This is a genomic window from Streptomyces sp. NPDC102441 (assembly GCF_044765585.1).
In the GTDB taxonomy this organism is placed as follows: Bacteria; Actinomycetota; Actinomycetes; order Streptomycetales; family Streptomycetaceae; genus Streptomyces.
The window spans coordinates 124,319-139,679 of record NZ_JBIWKH010000006.1 but is presented as its reverse complement, the minus strand read 5'-3'; the positions used below and the strand labels follow the sequence as shown (position 1 = coordinate 139,679).

The following is a 15,361-nucleotide window of genomic DNA, read 5'->3' as shown; positions in this document are numbered from 1 at the left end:
ACCACCGCACCCGTCGGCCTCACCTGCACCAGTCCTTGCCCCCGCGGCCCCGCCCCTGCCTGCGCCTGCGCGGCAGGGGCGGGTGCCCGGCTCAGATCACGACGCGGTAGTGGGTGGTGAGCCGGCCGTCGTCACCGAGGACGTGGAAGGCGAGCCCGGGGGGCTGATCGCGGTCGGCGGCGCCCTCGCCCTCCCACGGCATCCGCAGCGTCCAGGTGACCGCCGGCCCCACGATCAGCGGGCGCCCCGCGAAGGTGGAGGCCGCCGCGGTGTGGGCGTGCCCGGTGAGGACGGCGGCGACCCGAGGATGCGCGTCGAGCAGCGCCGCCAGATCACCGGGGCGTTCGAGCATGCAGGAGTCGGGCAGCGGGTGGTGCAGCTCGACGGGCGGCTGGTGAAAGGCCATCAGAGCCCGTGTCTCCTGCGGCAGTTCACCGAGCGTGGCGTCGATCCAGGCGAGGGTCTGCTCGTCGAGACGCCCCTCGTCGCGTCCGGGGATGGTGGAGTCGCACATCAGGATCGCCACGCCCGCGACGCGGTGCACCCGGTTGACGGGCCCGGTGCCGGGCGCCTCCCCCAGCAGTGCCTTCCGGTACGCGGGACGGTCGTCGTGGTTCCCGGGGCACGGGAGCACGGGGAAGGGCGCGGCGAGGATCCGGGCGGCCTCCTCGTACTCCGCCTCCGCGCCGTGGTCCGCGATGTCCCCGGTGACCAGTACGGCGTCGACGGGGCGGGGCATGGCCCGCAGGTGGTCCATGACGCGTACGGCCCGTTCGGTCGCCCTCTCGCTGCCGTCCAGGTGCAGATCACTGATCTGCGCGAGCAACACCGCCATACCTCCCCCTAATGCTTGTTTCCAGTTATCCGTTAGGACCATAGACTGTGCGTACCATCGCGATCAACCGGTACGGGCAGGAGCGGAACCTCGTGGAGCGTTGGACGGCGCTGGACCTGGCGAGCACGATCCGCCATGACGGCGAGGGCGGGGTGACGGACGAACTGGCCACCACCGAGGGCCTGAAGGACTGGATCGACCGGCAGCGCGCACTACTGGACGGCCACGCTCCCGAGGACGAGGACGTGGTGGACGAGAAGCTCAGACTCCGGGTCGTCGAGCTGCGGCGTGCGGTGCGCGCGCTGTTCGCCCGGGCGGTCAGCCCCGCGCCCCCGAGCCCGCCGGACGCCCACCGGCTGATGACTGCCGAGCGGGCGGTGGCCCACCTCAACACTGCCGCCGCACTGGTCCCCGTCGTCCCCCAGCTGGACTGGCCGCCCGAAGGCCCCCCTGGCACGCGCCTCTCGGCCACACGGGACGACCCGCACACCATGCTCCTCGCGGCCCTCGCGCGGGCCGCCGTCGAATTCCTCAGCGGCCCGCAGCGCGAACAGCTGCGGGCCTGCACGGCGCCTCGCTGTGTCCGCTACTTCGTGAAGGGCCACGGCCGCCAGGAGTGGTGCAAGCCCTCCTGCGGCAACCGCGCCCGCGCGGCCCGCCATTACGACCGGCACCACCGGGCGCCGGGCGGGGCGACCGCCGCGTCCTGATATCGAACCCGATGTACGGGTACCACTCCCGTGACCTTCGCCGACGCCCGGTCGCACCGAGGACGCGGCCTGGTCTGCGGGACTGATCGGCATGGCCGCACCGCCGCGCCCGCCTGCCTGGGCGACGAGGGACCGGAAGGCGTCCAGGTCGCCGATGACCTCTTCGACACGGTTCCGCTGCTGGTACATGTCGTAGTAGCGGGCGCCGATGGCGTCAGGGTCGGCCTCACCGCCTCCGGGTACGACACCGGAGGCGATGGTCACCGTGCCCGCGTAGATACCCTGCGGCCCGAGTTCGGCGCGCAGGGCGTGCGCCCAGTTGCGCAGGCCGGCCATGAGCACGTCGGCCAGGAAGGGCGCGGGGACCGTCGAGGACACTCCGGTCGTCAGCAACAGCGTGCCGTCGCCCCGGGCCGGCATCTCCGGCAGCACCTGGCCCGCCGAACCCGCTACGACACCGCACACCCGACGCAAGCACCGGCTTGAAGTACCGCCCTGAGCCGCTCGGTCACAGCCACCGGCTGACAACCGGCTACAGCCCCCGAAGCGCCTCGTGGAGATCGCCGTAGCCGCTCCAGCAGACGACGCTGCCGTCGTCGTTCAGGCTGCCCATGTGCCAGAGGTCGCCGGAGACCCGGCGGATCTCCTCCAGGGCCCAGCCTGCCGGCAGCCTCCTGTCAGTCGTCGTCATGCGCCACAGTCTCCCCCGACCGCCGAAACGGCTTCGGGGCCGGCGGTGTGGAACCGCCGGCCCCGAAGCCGCGTACGCACAGCGGGTGCCGCTACAGAGCCCTGGGCGAGCGCGAAGCTTGATCGACCCCGAAGGATTTCCGGCGCCGCCCTCTAAGCGACCGTGAGCACGATCTTGCCCTGCATGTGCCCTCGGGCGGCGCGCTCGTGCGCGGCTCGGGCGTCCGCCAACGCGAACGTGCTGTCGATCGCGACGCGAACCGTTCCCGCGTCGAGCAGGCGTCCCAGTTCGGCGAGCTGCGCGCCGTTCGAGCGGACCTGGGTGCTCGAGACCGTGACGCCCAGCTTCGCGATTTCCTCTTCGTCGAAGCCCCCGGGAAATACGGGGAACTGGGCGCCTCCGCGCTTGAGTGTGCGCAGGAAGCGTCTGCTGTCGGGGCCGCCGACGGTGTCGAGAACGAGATCGACGTCATGCACGAGTTCCTCGGGACGACTCCGGGTGTAGTCGATGAACTGATCGGCGCCGAGGTCACGCAGGAACGATTCGTGCCCGCCCGATGCCACCGCGATGACACGAGCGCCCTTCCACTTCGCCAACTGCAGTGCGAAGTGCCCCACGCCGCCCGCAGCGCCGTTGACGAGCACCGTCGCGTCCCCATCCAGCACCGTCGGGCGATGCCGTGTCTCCTGGAAGGGCGAGGGGTGATCGTGGCCGGTCTCGATCAGGAACTGCCACGCGGTGAGCCCGGCCATGGGCGCCCCGGCCGCGTGCACGTGATCGATGCCCGCCGGCTTGCGTGCGAGGTCCGACGCGGGCGCGACCACGTACTCGGCGTACGCGCGTCCGTGGAAGCTCGGAAAGCGCAGAAGACCGAAGACCTCATCACCCACCGCGAGGCCGTCCACGCCCGCGGCGACGGCTTCGACGACGCCCGAGACGTCCGTCCCTGGAATCACCGGCAGGCTGACCGTCGACTCCGCCTCCCCGGGCATCGTGGTCAGCCCGCCGCGCAGGTACCAGTCCGGAGGATTGACACCGATCGCGTGAACGCGGACGAGCACCTCGCCCGGCCCCGGCTCGGGAATCGGCACCTCGTCGTACCGCAGAACTTCAGGGCCACCGTGCTCATGGAGCCGCGCGGCTTTCATCGTGCCTGTCGGCATCGTTCTCTCCTGCCCGTGCTGCGGGATAGGCTCATACGGATCAGTGGTCCACATAAACGGATCACTGGTTCAAATATATGGACCACTGATCCGGATAGTCAAGGGGAACAGATGCGGGCCGACGCCAGGAAGAACCGCGACCACCTGCTCGCAGTAGCGGGCACGGCCATCACCGAACAGGGCGTCGACGTATCGCTGCGCGACGTCGCGCGCAGGGCCGATGTCGGGCTTGCGACACTGCTGCGTCACTTCCCGACGCGCGAGGCGCTGCTGGAGGCCCTGCTCCGCACGAGCTTCGACAGACTGACGGCACAGGCGGCCGAGCTCGAAACGTCGAGCTCGCCCGCAAGCGCTCTCGTTTCGTGGCTGCGCGACTGCGTCGCCTGGACCACCGAGTACCGGGGCGTGACCGCGCTGATGGCAGCCGCCATCGAGGACACCGAATCCGCGCTCCACGCTTCGTGCGTCACCCTGCGCTCGGCAGGCGCGCGACTCCTCGCCCGTGCCCAGGCCGCGGGCATGGCCCGGAGCGACATCGACGGCAGCGATCTGTTCGCGCTGATCGCCATGCTCGCCTGGCTCGGCGATCAGCCCTCGCTCGCGCCGCGTGCCGAACGGCTCTTCGAAGTTGTCGCAAGCGCCGTTCTGACGAGCGCGGGAGCAGCCCCTGAAGGGTGACCACGTTCACTGACGTTCCGGGCGCGCTGTCGGCTCACGCCCCCGCGCGACCTCGGCCGCATCGTGGCCCCGGGCGGCGACGTGCTCATGGCGCGCGAGTCGGGCAGCGGAGCTGTGGTCGGCTGCATCGCGCTCCTGCCCTATCCGCATGCCGCGTTCGAGCTGGCGAAGATGGCCGTGGATCCCGCCGCGCAAGGACGCGGCATCGGCCGCCGTCTCATACCCTCGGCCGTCGACCGCGCCCGGGCGCTCGGTGGGATCCGGCTCTTCCTCGGCACGAACACCAAGCTGGCCCCCGCCGTTCGCCTCTACGAGGACGCGGGGTTCGCCGGGATCACCCGCGACCGTCTCCCCGTGTCCGACTACTACGCCCGTGCCGACATCCTCATGGAATTGGTGTGAGCCTCCTCGACCGAGACTCCTCAGCCGAAGGCGGCCAGGGAGACCGGCTCCCATTGGCGCCAGGTGCGCAGACGCTCCTCGTACAGACCGGCGACGTCGGTGAGTGACCTGCCGAGGAAGATCCGCAGCGGGGGCTGCTCCGTGTCGACGATCCGGAGGATCGCGTCGCGGGTGGCACGCGGGTCGCCGACCTCGAAATCCTGTGCGGTGGCCGCGTGGACCTCGGCGTAGTCCGGATGCAGCTCACTGTGCCGCGCCCCGCGGGCCAGCCAGTCGGTGGCGTAGGGGCCGGGTTCGATGTTGGTGATGTGGATGCCGAAGGCTGACACTTCCTGCGCCAGGGACTCCGACAATCCCTCGAGAGCCCATTTGGACGCGTGGTAGGCGCCGATGCCGGGGAAGGCGCGTACGCCGCCCTCGCTGGTCACCTGCAGGATCCTTCCTGATCGCTGGGCCCGCATGAGGGGCAGGACGGCCTGCGTGACCCATACCGCGCCGAAGAAGTTGGTCTCCATCTGAGCCCGGAGTTCGTCCTCGCCGACCTCTTCGACCATGCCGAAGTGGCCGTAGCCGGCATTGTTGACCGCGATGTCCAGCGAACCGAAATGCGAGTGGGCGCGCTGAACGGCCGCATGCACAGCGGCACGGTCGGTGACGTCGAGCTGGACCGGCAGTACCGCGTCCCCGTACCGCTCCACCAGAGGGGACAGTTGGCCGACGTCCCGAGCCGTCGCCACGACGTGATCGCCGCGTTCGAGGGCGGCGTCCGCCCACTCGCGGCCGAACCCCCTCGAACTGCCCGTGATGAACCACGTCTTCGCCATGATCTGTGCTCCCTCTGGATCGCTCGCCGGTACTTCTCCATCGTGCTTCCGGCCAAGGCATTCCACCAGCGAGGGTCTTGCACAGGAGACATGCGATCCGGGAATGTGTCAGGGTGAGGTCATGGCTGACTTCACCCTCACCGGCCTGCGTGTCGTCCAGGCCGTGGTCGGCACCGGATCGTTCACCGCCGCGGCCGACGCGCTCGGATACACGCAGTCAGCGGTGTCCCGTCAGGTGGCGGCGATGGAAGCCGCTGCGGGCGCACCGCTGTTCGTCCGGGGCGCCCGAGGGGTTGTCCCTTCGCCCGCGGGCACGGCTCTCGCCCGCCGAGCCGCCTCGGCACTCAACGAGATCGACGCCGTCAGCACGGACCTCGCCCGGCTGCAGGACCATCTCACCGGACGGGTCGTCATCGCCGCGTTCCCCTCGGCCGCCGCCGTGCTCGTCCCCAGGACCTTGGCCCGCCTCCGGAACGAACACCCTGGCCTGGTCACCGAGTTCGGCGAGGCGTCCTCACCCACCCAGCTTCGCCAGCTCCGCGCTCACCGCATCGACGTCGCGGTGATCGGTGTGGGGGCGGACCTCCCCGCCTACGACCTGGAGGGGCTCTCCCACGACCTGCTTCTGGACGGCAGTCTCCTGCTCGCCGTGCCCGCGAACCACCGGTTCGCCGACCGTGGAAGCGTCCCGGTGACCGAGCTGAGGGACGAGGGATGGATCGTCGGCAAGGGCCTCCGCGACGACCCCCAGTTCGGCGCGTGGCCGACCCTCGACCACCCGAACATCGCCTACGTCGCCCGCGAATGGCCCACTCGCCTGGGCTTCGTCGCTGCCGGTCTCGGCATCGCCGTCCTCCCCGAACTGGCCGCCGCCTCGGTCCCCGCCGGCGTCCGCACCGTCCACGTCGACGACCCCGCCTGGCTCGGCCGGGCCGCTGTCGCCGTGACGGTCCGCACCCGCTCCCCCGAGGTGACGGCCACCGTGGAGGCGCTCCGCCACGAGGCCGCAGGGCTTCGCGCGGCGCCATGACGTCGGTCGGACCACGCTGATGCCGCGTCTTGAAGAGGTGGTCCTCAGGAGGCCGGTCGTGGTGTCCCGGCCGGAGGTCCGTCCTGCGTGAGCTGAGTCCGCACACCGCGAGGCACACGCACGCCGCGGCTGCGCAGGTCGCCGATGAACCGCGCGACGAGCGGGTCCGGCTCCGCGGACGTCACCGCCACCAGCTGCCTGACCCATCGCGGCGAGAACGATCGCACCACTCCCGGAAAGCCGTCGCTGACGGCGCTGACGGGGCACACGGCGATTCCCAGACCGGCAGCCGCGAGCTGTGGTGCCGCCGCGGTCACCGATGTCCTCATCACCGTCTCCGGGTGGACCCCGGCGCGGGCGAAGGACTGGTCGAGCCAGGCGCTGAGGCCGTTGTCCGGTGCGAAGTGGACGAGCGGCACGCCTTCGAGATCCTCGAGGCGTACGGCTGACTGCTCGGCCAGCGGGTGGCCGGCGGGTGCCGCCAGCACGATCTCCTCCTCGGCGACGGCGCTGATCGTGAAACGGCCGGCCGAGGGAGCGGTCAGCACGGCCACATCGGCCTCGTCGGAGTCGACGAGGCCGAGCGCCTCGTCCATCGCCGTGGACTCGCGCAGCGTGATCGCGACGTCCGGGTGGCGGCGATGCCATTGGCGAATGACCTCGGCGAGCAACGGCACCGTGAGGCTCTGCGCGCAGACCAGCCGCAGGACCCCTCCGGCCGCTTGGCCTGCCGTACGTGCCGACCTCACCGCGGAGGCGGCCGCTTCGACCGCCCGTCTGGCGTCCGCGACGGCGGCACGCCCTGCCGGAGTGAGCTTGACCCCCCGTGACTCGCGGCGAAGCAGGACCGTTCGCGTCTCGCGTTCCAGCGAAGCGAGCTGATGGGAGACAGCGGGCTGCGACGAGTGCAGCAGCAGTGCGGCCTGGGTGATCGATCCGGAGTCCGCGACCGCGACAAGGCACTCCAGCGCCCGAAGAGAAGCCATCCAGAAATCTTATAGCAGACCTTCGAAGCATGAGTGTATTCGAGGGAAGACCCCCGGACCTCTGATTGCTCTCCCCCACGAGACCTTCTCGCTCAAGGCAGGAGAGAGGGCTCAGCAGAGCGAAGGAGAGATTCATGGCACAGGCGTTCGTTACCGGAGGCTCCGGGTTCATCGGCGAGGTGCTGGTACGCCGGCTTATCGGTGAGGGGCACTCGGTGCGTGTCCTGGTTCGAAGTGAGACATCGGCTGCGAAGGTCTCGGCGCTGGGCGCGGAGCCCGTGCGGGGCGAGTTGACCGACCCGGCCACATGGCAAAACGATGTGACGGGCAGCGACGTGGTGTTCCATCTCGCTGCCGAGACGGATATCACCGCTGATCGTGAACGTCATGAGCTGGTGACGGTTCGCGGCACGCGGGCAGCCGTCGACGCCGCCCGTTACGCGCGGGTCCCCCGGTTCGTCCACTGCGGGAGCGAAGCCGCGCTCCTCGCCGGCGCCCCGCTCGTGGACGTCGACGAGACCGCGCCGCTGCGGCCCGACTCGGAGGCCGCCTACTCGGCGACGAAGGCCGCAGCCGAGAAGATCGTGCTCGACGCGAACGCACCCGGCTTCGTCACGGTGTCGATTCGCCCGAGGTTCGTCTGGGGTCCCGACAGCCTCCTGGTCGAAGGCCTGGTGGCGGCGGCGAAGGCCGGGCAGTTCGCCTGGATCGACGGAGGCCGGCACACGACTGAGGTCACGTTCGTCGAGAACGCCGTCGAGGGGCTCGTGCTCGGGTGGCAGCGCGGCCTGCCAGGTCAGGCCTACTTCGTCACCGACCGGCACCGCGTCACACTGCGCGAGTTCCTGGAGACCCAGTTCGAGATCTACGGCGTCGATCTCGCGATCCCCGAACTGGACGCCGGAACAGCCGCCCGTGAGGTCCCCGTTCCCGCTCGATGGTTCCTCGGGCAGCAGTGCACCCTGCGGACGGACAAGGCCGTGACCGACCTCGGATACGAGCCCGTTGTCTCCCACGCCGCCGGTCTGGACGCCGTGAGGAGTTCGGTGGCCGCCGGCCGCGCATGAGGCGCCCTCGATGTTCAACCGGCCTACGTCAACGTGCAACTGAGGAGACCCACGATGAAGATCGTCACGATCGGAAGAGGAATGGTCGGCGGAGGACTGGCCGGACTGTGGCGGGCCGCGGGCCACGAGGTCGAGGAGCTCGGCCGTGACGGCGGGGACGCCTCGGACGCGGACGCCGTCCTGGTCGCAGTACCCGGCGCGAGGATCTCGGAGGCCCTGAGCAGGGTGACAGGGCTCGACGGGAAGATCGCGATCGACGCGACCAACATCATGCCCGCACGTCATGGCAGCTTTCCCTCGTACGCCGAGGAGGTGAAGTCCTTCACCCACGCCCCGGTGGCCAAGAGCTTCAACATGAACTTCGGCGCCCTGTACGGCGAAGTGCGCAAGCAGCGAGTGCGGCCGGGCAACTGGTACGTCGCTGACGACGGAGCCCTCGACGTCACCGAGCGTCTCATCCGTGACGCCGGCTACGACCCGGTGCGCGTCGGAGACCTCTCACGAGCCCGCGACTTCGAGAACGCGGTCTGGCTGCTCATGGGCGTCCAGCCGGTCGGCGGCGTGTTCTACCGGTCCGCCGTTCCCGGCGAACTCTGAACGAACCGCTAGGTCTGGAGATTTCCATGTTCGAAGAAATAAACTGGCCGGCGGGCCACGCCCCCAGCCGCTCCCCGATCCACTTCACCAACGAGCTCGAGGTCGAAGCCTCCCCCGAGACGATCTGGTCCCTGCTCGTGGACACCCGAACCTGGCGCACCTTCTACCCGGGCGTCGAACACGTCCGGCTTCTCGGCGGCCACGGTTCGCTGCGCCTCGGAACTCGATTCGAAACCAACCTGGCAGGCCAGGACGTCTTCGCGTCCGTGCAGGAATTCCGGCCCATGGCGCGTATCGCCTGGGGCGGACATCCCAAGGCGTCGGAAGAATCCACGGCTTACCACGCCTGGATCATCACACCCACGCCGAAGGGGAGCCATCTCTGGACCGAGGAGACGATGCAGGGCCCGCTCTGGATCGAAATCGCGAAGCAGGATCCTGAGGTTTTCTGGCGCACCCACGAGAAGCTTCTCGCGGCGCTCGCCGAGGCAGCTGCCGAGCGTGAAAGCCGGATCGGTTCCCAGGACGTTCCAAAAGGAAAAGCAGCCGATGTATGACAAGGTGAATTGGCCCGAACGGTACGACCCGAAATTTTCGGCTCTCTACGCGCTCAACGATATCGACGTGAAGGCGCCGCCCGAAGTGGTGTGGAAGCTGCTCGTCGACGCCGAGAACTGGTGGAGCTACTTTCCTCCGGAAGATCACGTCGAGATCCATGGCGACGAGTCGGTACTGACGCCCGGAACCACGTACCGCCGGGTGACGGTCGGATTTCCCATGACGCTCCACGTGACGGAGTACGAGCCCTTCACCAGGCTCTCGTGGAAGACGACGGTCGATGGCGACGAGACCGGTTCGAGCGCGTACCACGGCTGGGTGATCACGCCCACGGAGAACGGGTGTCACGTGCTGACCGAGGAAACGCAGCAGGGCCCCTTCTTCCTGGAGGAGCTCGGGCGCAGGAATCCCGGTGCGCTCTACCGCTATCACCAGGACTGGGTCGAACGCCTCGCCCGCGCCGCGGAGGCGGAAGTGGCGCAGCCCGCCGCCTGACCGGCCGGAACGGCTTCGGGCCGGCGGTGTGGAACCGCCGGCCCGAAGCCGCGTACGTACAGCGGGTGCCGCTACAGCACCGGCAGCAGGTTCTTCAGCTCGAAGGCCGTGACCTCGCTGCGGTACTCCTCCCACTCCTGCTTCTTGTTGCGGAGGAAGAAGTCGAAGACGTGCTCGCCCAGCGTCTCGGCGACCAGCTCGCTCTTCTCCATCAGCGAGATCGCCTCGCCCAGGTTCTGCGGCAGCGGCTCGATGCCCATCGCGCGGCGCTCCGAGTCGGAGAGGGCCCAGACGTCGTCGTCGGCTCCGGCCGGGAGTTCGTAGCCCTCCTCGATGCCCTTGAGGCCCGCGGCGAGCAGCACCGCGTAGGTCAGGTAGGGGTTGGCGCCGGAGTCGATGGAGCGGACCTCGACGCGGGCGGAACCGGTCTTGCCGGGCTTGTACATCGGGACGCGGATCAGCGCGGAGCGGTTGTTGTGGCCCCAGCAGATGTACGAGGGGGCCTCGCCGCCGGCGCCCGCGGAGCGGCTGGAGCCGCCCCAGATGCGCTTGTACGAGTTGACCCACTGGTTGGTCACGGCGGAGATCTCCGCGGCGTGCTTGAGCAGGCCCGCGATGAAGGAACGGCCCACCTTCGACAGCTGGTACTCGGCGCCCGACTCGTAGAAGGCGTTGCGGTCGCCCTCGAAGAGGGAGAGGTGGGTGTGCATGCCCGAGCCGGGGTACTCCGAGAACGGCTTCGGCATGAAGGTGGCCTGTACGCCCTGCTCCAGTGCGACCTGCTTCATGACCAGGCGGAAGGTCATGATGTTGTCGGCGGTGGAGAGCGCGTCGGCGTACCGGAGGTCGATCTCCTGCTGGCCGGGGGCGCCCTCGTGGTGGCTGAACTCGACCGAGATGCCCATCGATTCGAGCATGGTGATCGCCTGGCGGCGGAAGTCCATGCCGACGTTCTGCGGGGTGTGGTCGAAGTAGCCGGAACTGTCGGCCGGCGTGGGGCGGCTTCCGTCGACCGGCTTGTTCTTCAGCAGGAAGAACTCGATCTCCGGGTGGGTGTAGAAGGTGAAGCCCAGGTCGGAGGTCTTCGCGAGGATGCGCTTGAGGACGAATCGCGGGTCCGCGAAGGAGGGCGAGCCGTCCGGCATCAGGATGTCGCAGAACATCCGGGCGGTACCCGGGGCCTCGGCGCGCCACGGAAGGATCTGGAACGTGCCGGGGTCCGGCTTTGCGATCATGTCCGATTCGTATACACGGGCGAAGCCCTCGATCGCGGAGCCATCGAAGCCGATGCCCTCGTCAAAGGCCTGTTCGAGCTCGGCCGGGGCCACGGCAACGGACTTGAGGTAACCGAGAACATCGGTGAACCACAGCCGTACGAAGCGGATGTCGCGCTCCTCAAGCGTCCTGAGGACGAATTCCTGCTGCTTGTCCATAGCCACATCCTTGCAGTTCAGACGGTCCGTGCACCACCGCCCGGGGTAGGGGAGACACCTCAGTATCACGACCCGGGATTTCACCCAGATTACGCACACGGTGTGAGAGAGAGCACGCGGCCACCCACTACGATCGGCGCCCATGGTGTGCAAGGGCCGTAGCCGCTCGGCCATGGCCCCTGGCGACCAGGATTTTCCGCTCCGCTCCCGTCCCTCCCGACCCCTTGGCAGAAGGACCCGACGTCATGAGCTTCGACCGCAGGAACCGCATGGAGCAGATGCGCGGTGCCGACCGTGCGCGCGACCGCCGCAACCGCGTCGTCGCCATAGGCCTGAGCACCGTCGTGGTCGCGGGCCTGCTGGGTTTCGGCTCGTACATGCTCCTGGAGAAGTCCGAGGCGAAGGACAGGTCCGGGGAGAGCCGGGCCCAGGACTCCAAGCAGACCGAGCAGGAGAAGAAGGAGCTCGCCGACGGGCCGATCGCGGGCGAGAAGACGTGGGACGCGGCGAAGCTGGGCCGTGACCACGTCACGACCGATGTGAAGTACCCGATGGAGCCGCCCGTCGGCGGGAACCACAATCCGGCCTGGCTGAACTGCGACGGCGTCGTATACGAAAAGGCCGTCCCGAACACCAACGCCGTGCACGCCCTGGAGCACGGCTCGGTCTGGGTGACGTACACGGGGAAGGCCTCCGGCTCGGACGTCGACGCGCTCGCGTCCCGCGTCAAGAGCACCCCGTACTCCCTGATGTCCCCGTACGAGGGACAGGCCGCGGCGATCACGCTGAGCGCCTGGGGCAAGCAGGTCACGGTGGACGGCGCCGACGACCCCCGGGTGGCCACCTTCTTCGCGAAGTACGTCCAGGGCGCGCAGACGCCCGAGCCGGGTGCTCCCTGCACCGGCGGGGTCGACGGGTGAGCCCGGCGGGCACCCTGCGTACGCGGTGGGTCGCGGGCTCCGCGGTGGCCCTCGCCCTGCTGTTCGCCGGAGCGGCGACGGTCGCCTCCGCGCGGGGCGACGGGGCTCCGGCAGCACCCCGTACGCCGTCGGCGCGGTCCTCGGACGCGGGCTTCGCGCGGGACATGGCCGTCCACCATCAGCAGGCCGTGGAGATGTCGTTCGTCGTGCGGGACGGCACGGAGGACGAGGACGTACGGCGTCTCGGGTACGACATCGCCAACACGCAGGCCAACCAGCGGGGCATGCTGCTCGGCTGGCTGGATCTGTGGGGGCTGCCGAAGACGGCACCCGACGGGCAGAGTCCGATGGCCTGGATGCCGGGCGGCGGCCACAGCGCTCACGACATGAACGGCATGGAGGGCATGGAGGGCATGGAGGGCATGGATCACGACGGGGCCCTCATGCCGGGCATGGCGACCAGGACCGAGCTCGGCCGGCTCCGCGAGGCCCGTGGCAAGAAGGCCGAGGTCCTCTTCCTGCAGCTGATGACCGCCCACCACAAGGGCGGCGTCGCGATGGCCCGCGGCTGCGTCGAGCAGTGCACCGTGCCGGTGGAGAAGCGCCTCGCCCGGGGCATGGTCGCGGCACAGCAGTCCGAGCTGGACCTGATGGCGGACATGCTCGCGGCGCGCGGGGCCACGCCCCGTCCCTGAGCGCGGGACCGGCTCGGCGTACGCCCGAACGGGTGACAGCGTTCGCGTGCGCCGGGCGGGCCCGCGACCATGGAAGGACTCGGGGCCGTACAGCAGTGCCCACCGGCACGCAGGAGGCAACCCCATGACCACGGCCAAGGACATCATGCACACCGGGGCCCACTGGATCCCCGCCCACGAGACGCTCGACCGCGCGGCCCAGATGATGCGTGACCACAAGGTGGGGGCGCTGCCCGTCTCCGCCAACGGCGAGCAGGACCGGATGGTCGGGATCATCACCGACCGCGACATCGTGATCGAGTGCGTGGCGGCGGGGCACGATCCGTCGAAGGTGACGGCGGGCGAACTATGCGACGGCACCCCGCGCTGGATCGAGTCGTCGGCGGACGTCGACGCGGTGCTCGATGAGATGCAGAGCCACCGGATCCGCCGGCTCCCGGTGGTCGAGGGCAAGAAGCTGATCGGCATGATCAGCGAGGCCGATCTGGCGCTCCACCTCTCGGACGAGCAGGTCGCCGGCTGGGCGGAGAAGGTCTACTCCCACGCCTGATCCCCTGCCCCGGAACCGTGCGCACCCCGCCCCGCACACAGCAGACGGCCCGGCGCCCCTCGCAGGCATGAGGAGCACCGGGCCGTCGGGTGTCGGGGCGGCGCGCTTATACCGGCCAGGGGTACGGTGCGCAATATGTCTGAAATGCCCACTCGACGCGCCATGCTCGGCGCCGGTATCGCCCTCGCGGGAACAGCAGGAACAGCAGGCCTCGCCTCCCGGGCCGTCGCGTCCCCGGCCCACGCCTCTCCGTCCCGCGCCCCCTCCCCCGCGCGCGCGGCGGACCAGTACGTCACGCCCGACGGACCGGAGGTGGTGGACGCCGAAGCCCGGCGGGGCGCGGGACCCGTGCGGAAGGTCTCGCTCACCGCCGCCGCGTCCCGCTTCGAACTGGGCGACGGCGTCACCGTCCCCACCTGGGCCTACGGCGACCGTCTGCCCGGTGAGGCGATCCGGGTCACGGCGGGCGACACCCTGGAACTCGCCCTGGCCAACCATCTGACGCAGTCCACGACGATCCACTGGCACGGCCTCTCGATCCGCAACGACATGGACGGGGCGCCGGGGCTGACCCAGCAGCCGGTCAAGCCGGGCGCCGAGTTCACCTACCGGTTCGCGGTCACCCACCCGGGGACCCACTGGATCCACCCGCACTCCGGGGTCCAGCTCGACCGGGGGCTGTACGCGCCGCTGATCGTCGACGACCCGAAGGAGCCGCTCTCGTACGACAAGGAGTGGATCGTCGTCCTCGACGACTGGCTCGACGGGGTGGACGGCTCCACCCCCGACGCGGTCCTCGACGAGCTCACCCAGGGGCGAGGCAGCAGCCACGACGAGGCCGGTCACGGGGCGGCGGCCGGCGAGGCCCGCTCCCGGCGGCTGAAGGACACGGACAGCGATCTGCTCGGCGGCCACGCGGGCGATGTCGCCTACCCCCACTATCTGGTCAACGGCCGCAGGGCGGAGGCTCCTTCGGTCTTCGAGGCCCGGCCCGGAGACCGCATCCGGCTGCGCGTCATCAACGCGGGCGGGGACACCGCCTTCCGGCTGGCTCTCGGCGGTCACCGTATGACCGTGACGCACACGGACGGCTACCCGGTGCGGCACACCGAGACGGACGCCCTGCTGCTCGGCATGGGCGAGCGGTACGACGTGCTGGTGACGGCCGGGGACGGGGTGTTCCCGCTGACCGCCCTCGCCGAGGGGAAGGGCGCGTCGGCCCTGGCCGTGCTGCGGACGGGGGCGGGAGCGACGCCCCCGGCCTCCGTGCGGCCCAAGGAACTGACGGGCGAGCTGATCACCGCCGAGGGGCTGGTCCCGGACGAGTCGGTGGCGCTGGCGGAGCGGGAGCCCGACCGGACCGTGCGGATGACGCTCACGGGCTCGATGGCGGCGTACGACTGGGGCTTCGACGGCAAGAGCTACGACCCGGCGGCGCGGCGGCCCGTCCGGGCCGGGGAGCGGGTGCGTCTGGTCTTCACCAACCGCACCTCGATGTGGCATCCCCTCCATCTGCACGGCCACACCTTCGCGCTGGCCGGCACGGGCGACGGGGCCGGTCTCGGTGCCCGTAAGGACACCGCGCCGATCCTGCCCGGGCGTTCGCTGACGGTCGACTTCGACGCGGACAACCCGGGGCTGTGGATGCTGCACTGCCACAACGTCTACCACGCGGAGGCCGGGATGATGACGGTCCTCGGCTACCTGCGCTGAGCCACCCGGTCCGG

Annotated in this window: 19 protein-coding genes; 13 read left to right on the top strand and 6 right to left on the bottom strand. The window is 69.9% G+C overall.

The genetic code is table 11. The features are described from left to right. Positions 1 to 91: 91 nt before the first annotated feature. Positions 92 to 835, bottom strand: coding sequence for a metallophosphoesterase (locus ACIREO_RS14775; protein ID WP_404109114.1), 744 nt, complete (start codon positions 833 to 835; stop codon positions 92 to 94). Positions 836 to 927: 92 nt separating this feature from the next. Between ACIREO_RS14775 and ACIREO_RS14770 the strand changes: the two genes are divergently transcribed. Both ACIREO_RS14770 and ACIREO_RS14765 read left to right on the top strand, forming a co-directional pair. Beyond that, a complete protein-coding gene (locus ACIREO_RS14770) occupies positions 928 to 1,545 on the top strand; it encodes a CGNR zinc finger domain-containing protein (RefSeq protein ID WP_404109973.1) in 618 nt (205 codons plus the stop codon). A 30-nt stretch (positions 1,546 to 1,575) separates the two neighbouring features. Continuing rightward, positions 1,576 to 2,031, top strand: coding sequence for a hypothetical protein (locus ACIREO_RS14765; protein ID WP_404109111.1), 456 nt, complete (start codon positions 1,576 to 1,578; stop codon positions 2,029 to 2,031). A 46-nt stretch (positions 2,032 to 2,077) separates the two neighbouring features. Here the strand turns inward: ACIREO_RS14765 and ACIREO_RS14760 are convergent, their stop codons facing one another. Both ACIREO_RS14760 and ACIREO_RS14755 read right to left on the bottom strand, forming a co-directional pair. After that, positions 2,078 to 2,236: a hypothetical protein gene (locus ACIREO_RS14760; protein WP_404109108.1), complete on the bottom strand. Its 159-nt coding sequence runs from the start codon at positions 2,234 to 2,236 to the stop codon at positions 2,078 to 2,080. Positions 2,237 to 2,388: 152 nt separating this feature from the next. Continuing rightward, the gene (locus ACIREO_RS14755; RefSeq protein ID WP_404109105.1) at positions 2,389 to 3,399 is read right to left on the bottom strand and encodes an NADP-dependent oxidoreductase; all 1,011 of its coding nucleotides are present in this window, start codon (positions 3,397 to 3,399) and stop codon (positions 2,389 to 2,391) included. A gap of 111 nt (positions 3,400 to 3,510) precedes the next feature. Here ACIREO_RS14755 and ACIREO_RS14750 point away from each other — a divergent pair, with 111 nt between their 5' ends. Continuing rightward, the gene (locus ACIREO_RS14750; protein WP_404109103.1) at positions 3,511 to 4,077 is read left to right on the top strand and encodes a TetR/AcrR family transcriptional regulator; all 567 of its coding nucleotides are present in this window, start codon (positions 3,511 to 3,513) and stop codon (positions 4,075 to 4,077) included. Between the two features lie 63 nt (positions 4,078 to 4,140). After that, the gene (locus tag ACIREO_RS14745) at positions 4,141 to 4,479 is read left to right on the top strand and encodes a GNAT family N-acetyltransferase (RefSeq protein ID WP_404109101.1); all 339 of its coding nucleotides are present in this window, start codon (positions 4,141 to 4,143) and stop codon (positions 4,477 to 4,479) included. A gap of 20 nt (positions 4,480 to 4,499) precedes the next feature. Here ACIREO_RS14745 and ACIREO_RS14740 read toward each other — a convergent pair whose 3' ends face one another. Beyond that, the gene (locus ACIREO_RS14740; protein WP_404109098.1) at positions 4,500 to 5,303 is read right to left on the bottom strand and encodes an SDR family NAD(P)-dependent oxidoreductase; all 804 of its coding nucleotides are present in this window, start codon (positions 5,301 to 5,303) and stop codon (positions 4,500 to 4,502) included. 121 nt (positions 5,304 to 5,424) lie between these two features. Between ACIREO_RS14740 and ACIREO_RS14735 the strand changes: the two genes are divergently transcribed. Then, complete coding sequence (locus tag ACIREO_RS14735) at positions 5,425 to 6,333, top strand: LysR family transcriptional regulator (RefSeq protein WP_404109095.1); 909 nt, start codon at positions 5,425 to 5,427, stop codon at positions 6,331 to 6,333. 44 nt (positions 6,334 to 6,377) lie between these two features. Here the strand turns inward: ACIREO_RS14735 and ACIREO_RS14730 are convergent, their stop codons facing one another. Further along, positions 6,378 to 7,319: a LysR substrate-binding domain-containing protein gene (locus ACIREO_RS14730; RefSeq protein ID WP_404109092.1), complete on the bottom strand. Its 942-nt coding sequence runs from the start codon at positions 7,317 to 7,319 to the stop codon at positions 6,378 to 6,380. 134 nt (positions 7,320 to 7,453) lie between these two features. Here ACIREO_RS14730 and ACIREO_RS14725 point away from each other — a divergent pair, with 134 nt between their 5' ends. Genes ACIREO_RS14725 through ACIREO_RS14710 form a run of 4 tightly spaced genes read left to right on the top strand, consistent with a single transcriptional unit; the run spans position 7,454 to position 10,036 of the window. Next, the gene (locus tag ACIREO_RS14725; protein ID WP_404109089.1) at positions 7,454 to 8,386 is read left to right on the top strand and encodes an NAD-dependent epimerase/dehydratase family protein; all 933 of its coding nucleotides are present in this window, start codon (positions 7,454 to 7,456) and stop codon (positions 8,384 to 8,386) included. A 54-nt stretch (positions 8,387 to 8,440) separates the two neighbouring features. Then, complete coding sequence (locus ACIREO_RS14720) at positions 8,441 to 8,983, top strand: NADPH-dependent F420 reductase (protein WP_404109087.1); 543 nt, start codon at positions 8,441 to 8,443, stop codon at positions 8,981 to 8,983. Between the two features lie 26 nt (positions 8,984 to 9,009). After that, positions 9,010 to 9,540, top strand: coding sequence for an SRPBCC domain-containing protein (locus ACIREO_RS14715; protein WP_404109084.1), 531 nt, complete (start codon positions 9,010 to 9,012; stop codon positions 9,538 to 9,540). Next, a complete protein-coding gene (locus ACIREO_RS14710; RefSeq protein WP_404109081.1) occupies positions 9,533 to 10,036 on the top strand; it encodes an SRPBCC domain-containing protein in 504 nt (167 codons plus the stop codon). The genes ACIREO_RS14715 and ACIREO_RS14710 overlap by 8 nt, the downstream gene beginning before the upstream one ends. 71 nt (positions 10,037 to 10,107) lie before the next feature. On the opposite strand, the gene glnA is transcribed toward ACIREO_RS14710, so the two are convergent. Continuing rightward, the gene (glnA, locus tag ACIREO_RS14705; protein WP_014156604.1) at positions 10,108 to 11,469 is read right to left on the bottom strand and encodes a type I glutamate--ammonia ligase; all 1,362 of its coding nucleotides are present in this window, start codon (positions 11,467 to 11,469) and stop codon (positions 10,108 to 10,110) included. A gap of 245 nt (positions 11,470 to 11,714) precedes the next feature. On the opposite strand from glnA, the gene ACIREO_RS14700 reads away from it, so the two are divergent. The 4 genes from ACIREO_RS14700 to ACIREO_RS14685 all read left to right on the top strand — a co-directional run bounded on the left by ACIREO_RS14700 (position 11,715) and on the right by ACIREO_RS14685 (position 15,347). Next, entirely contained in the window at positions 11,715 to 12,389 is a 675-nt protein-coding gene (locus ACIREO_RS14700; RefSeq protein WP_404109078.1) for a DUF3105 domain-containing protein, read from the top strand. Continuing rightward, the gene (locus ACIREO_RS14695) at positions 12,386 to 13,084 is read left to right on the top strand and encodes a DUF305 domain-containing protein (RefSeq protein ID WP_404109075.1); all 699 of its coding nucleotides are present in this window, start codon (positions 12,386 to 12,388) and stop codon (positions 13,082 to 13,084) included. The genes ACIREO_RS14700 and ACIREO_RS14695 overlap by 4 nt, the downstream gene beginning before the upstream one ends. A 124-nt stretch (positions 13,085 to 13,208) precedes the next feature. Next, complete coding sequence (locus ACIREO_RS14690; RefSeq protein WP_404109072.1) at positions 13,209 to 13,634, top strand: CBS domain-containing protein; 426 nt, start codon at positions 13,209 to 13,211, stop codon at positions 13,632 to 13,634. A gap of 135 nt (positions 13,635 to 13,769) precedes the next feature. Beyond that, positions 13,770 to 15,347, top strand: a complete 1,578-nt coding sequence (locus ACIREO_RS14685; RefSeq protein ID WP_404109070.1) for a multicopper oxidase family protein — start codon at positions 13,770 to 13,772, stop codon at positions 15,345 to 15,347. Positions 15,348 to 15,361 lie beyond the last annotated feature (14 nt).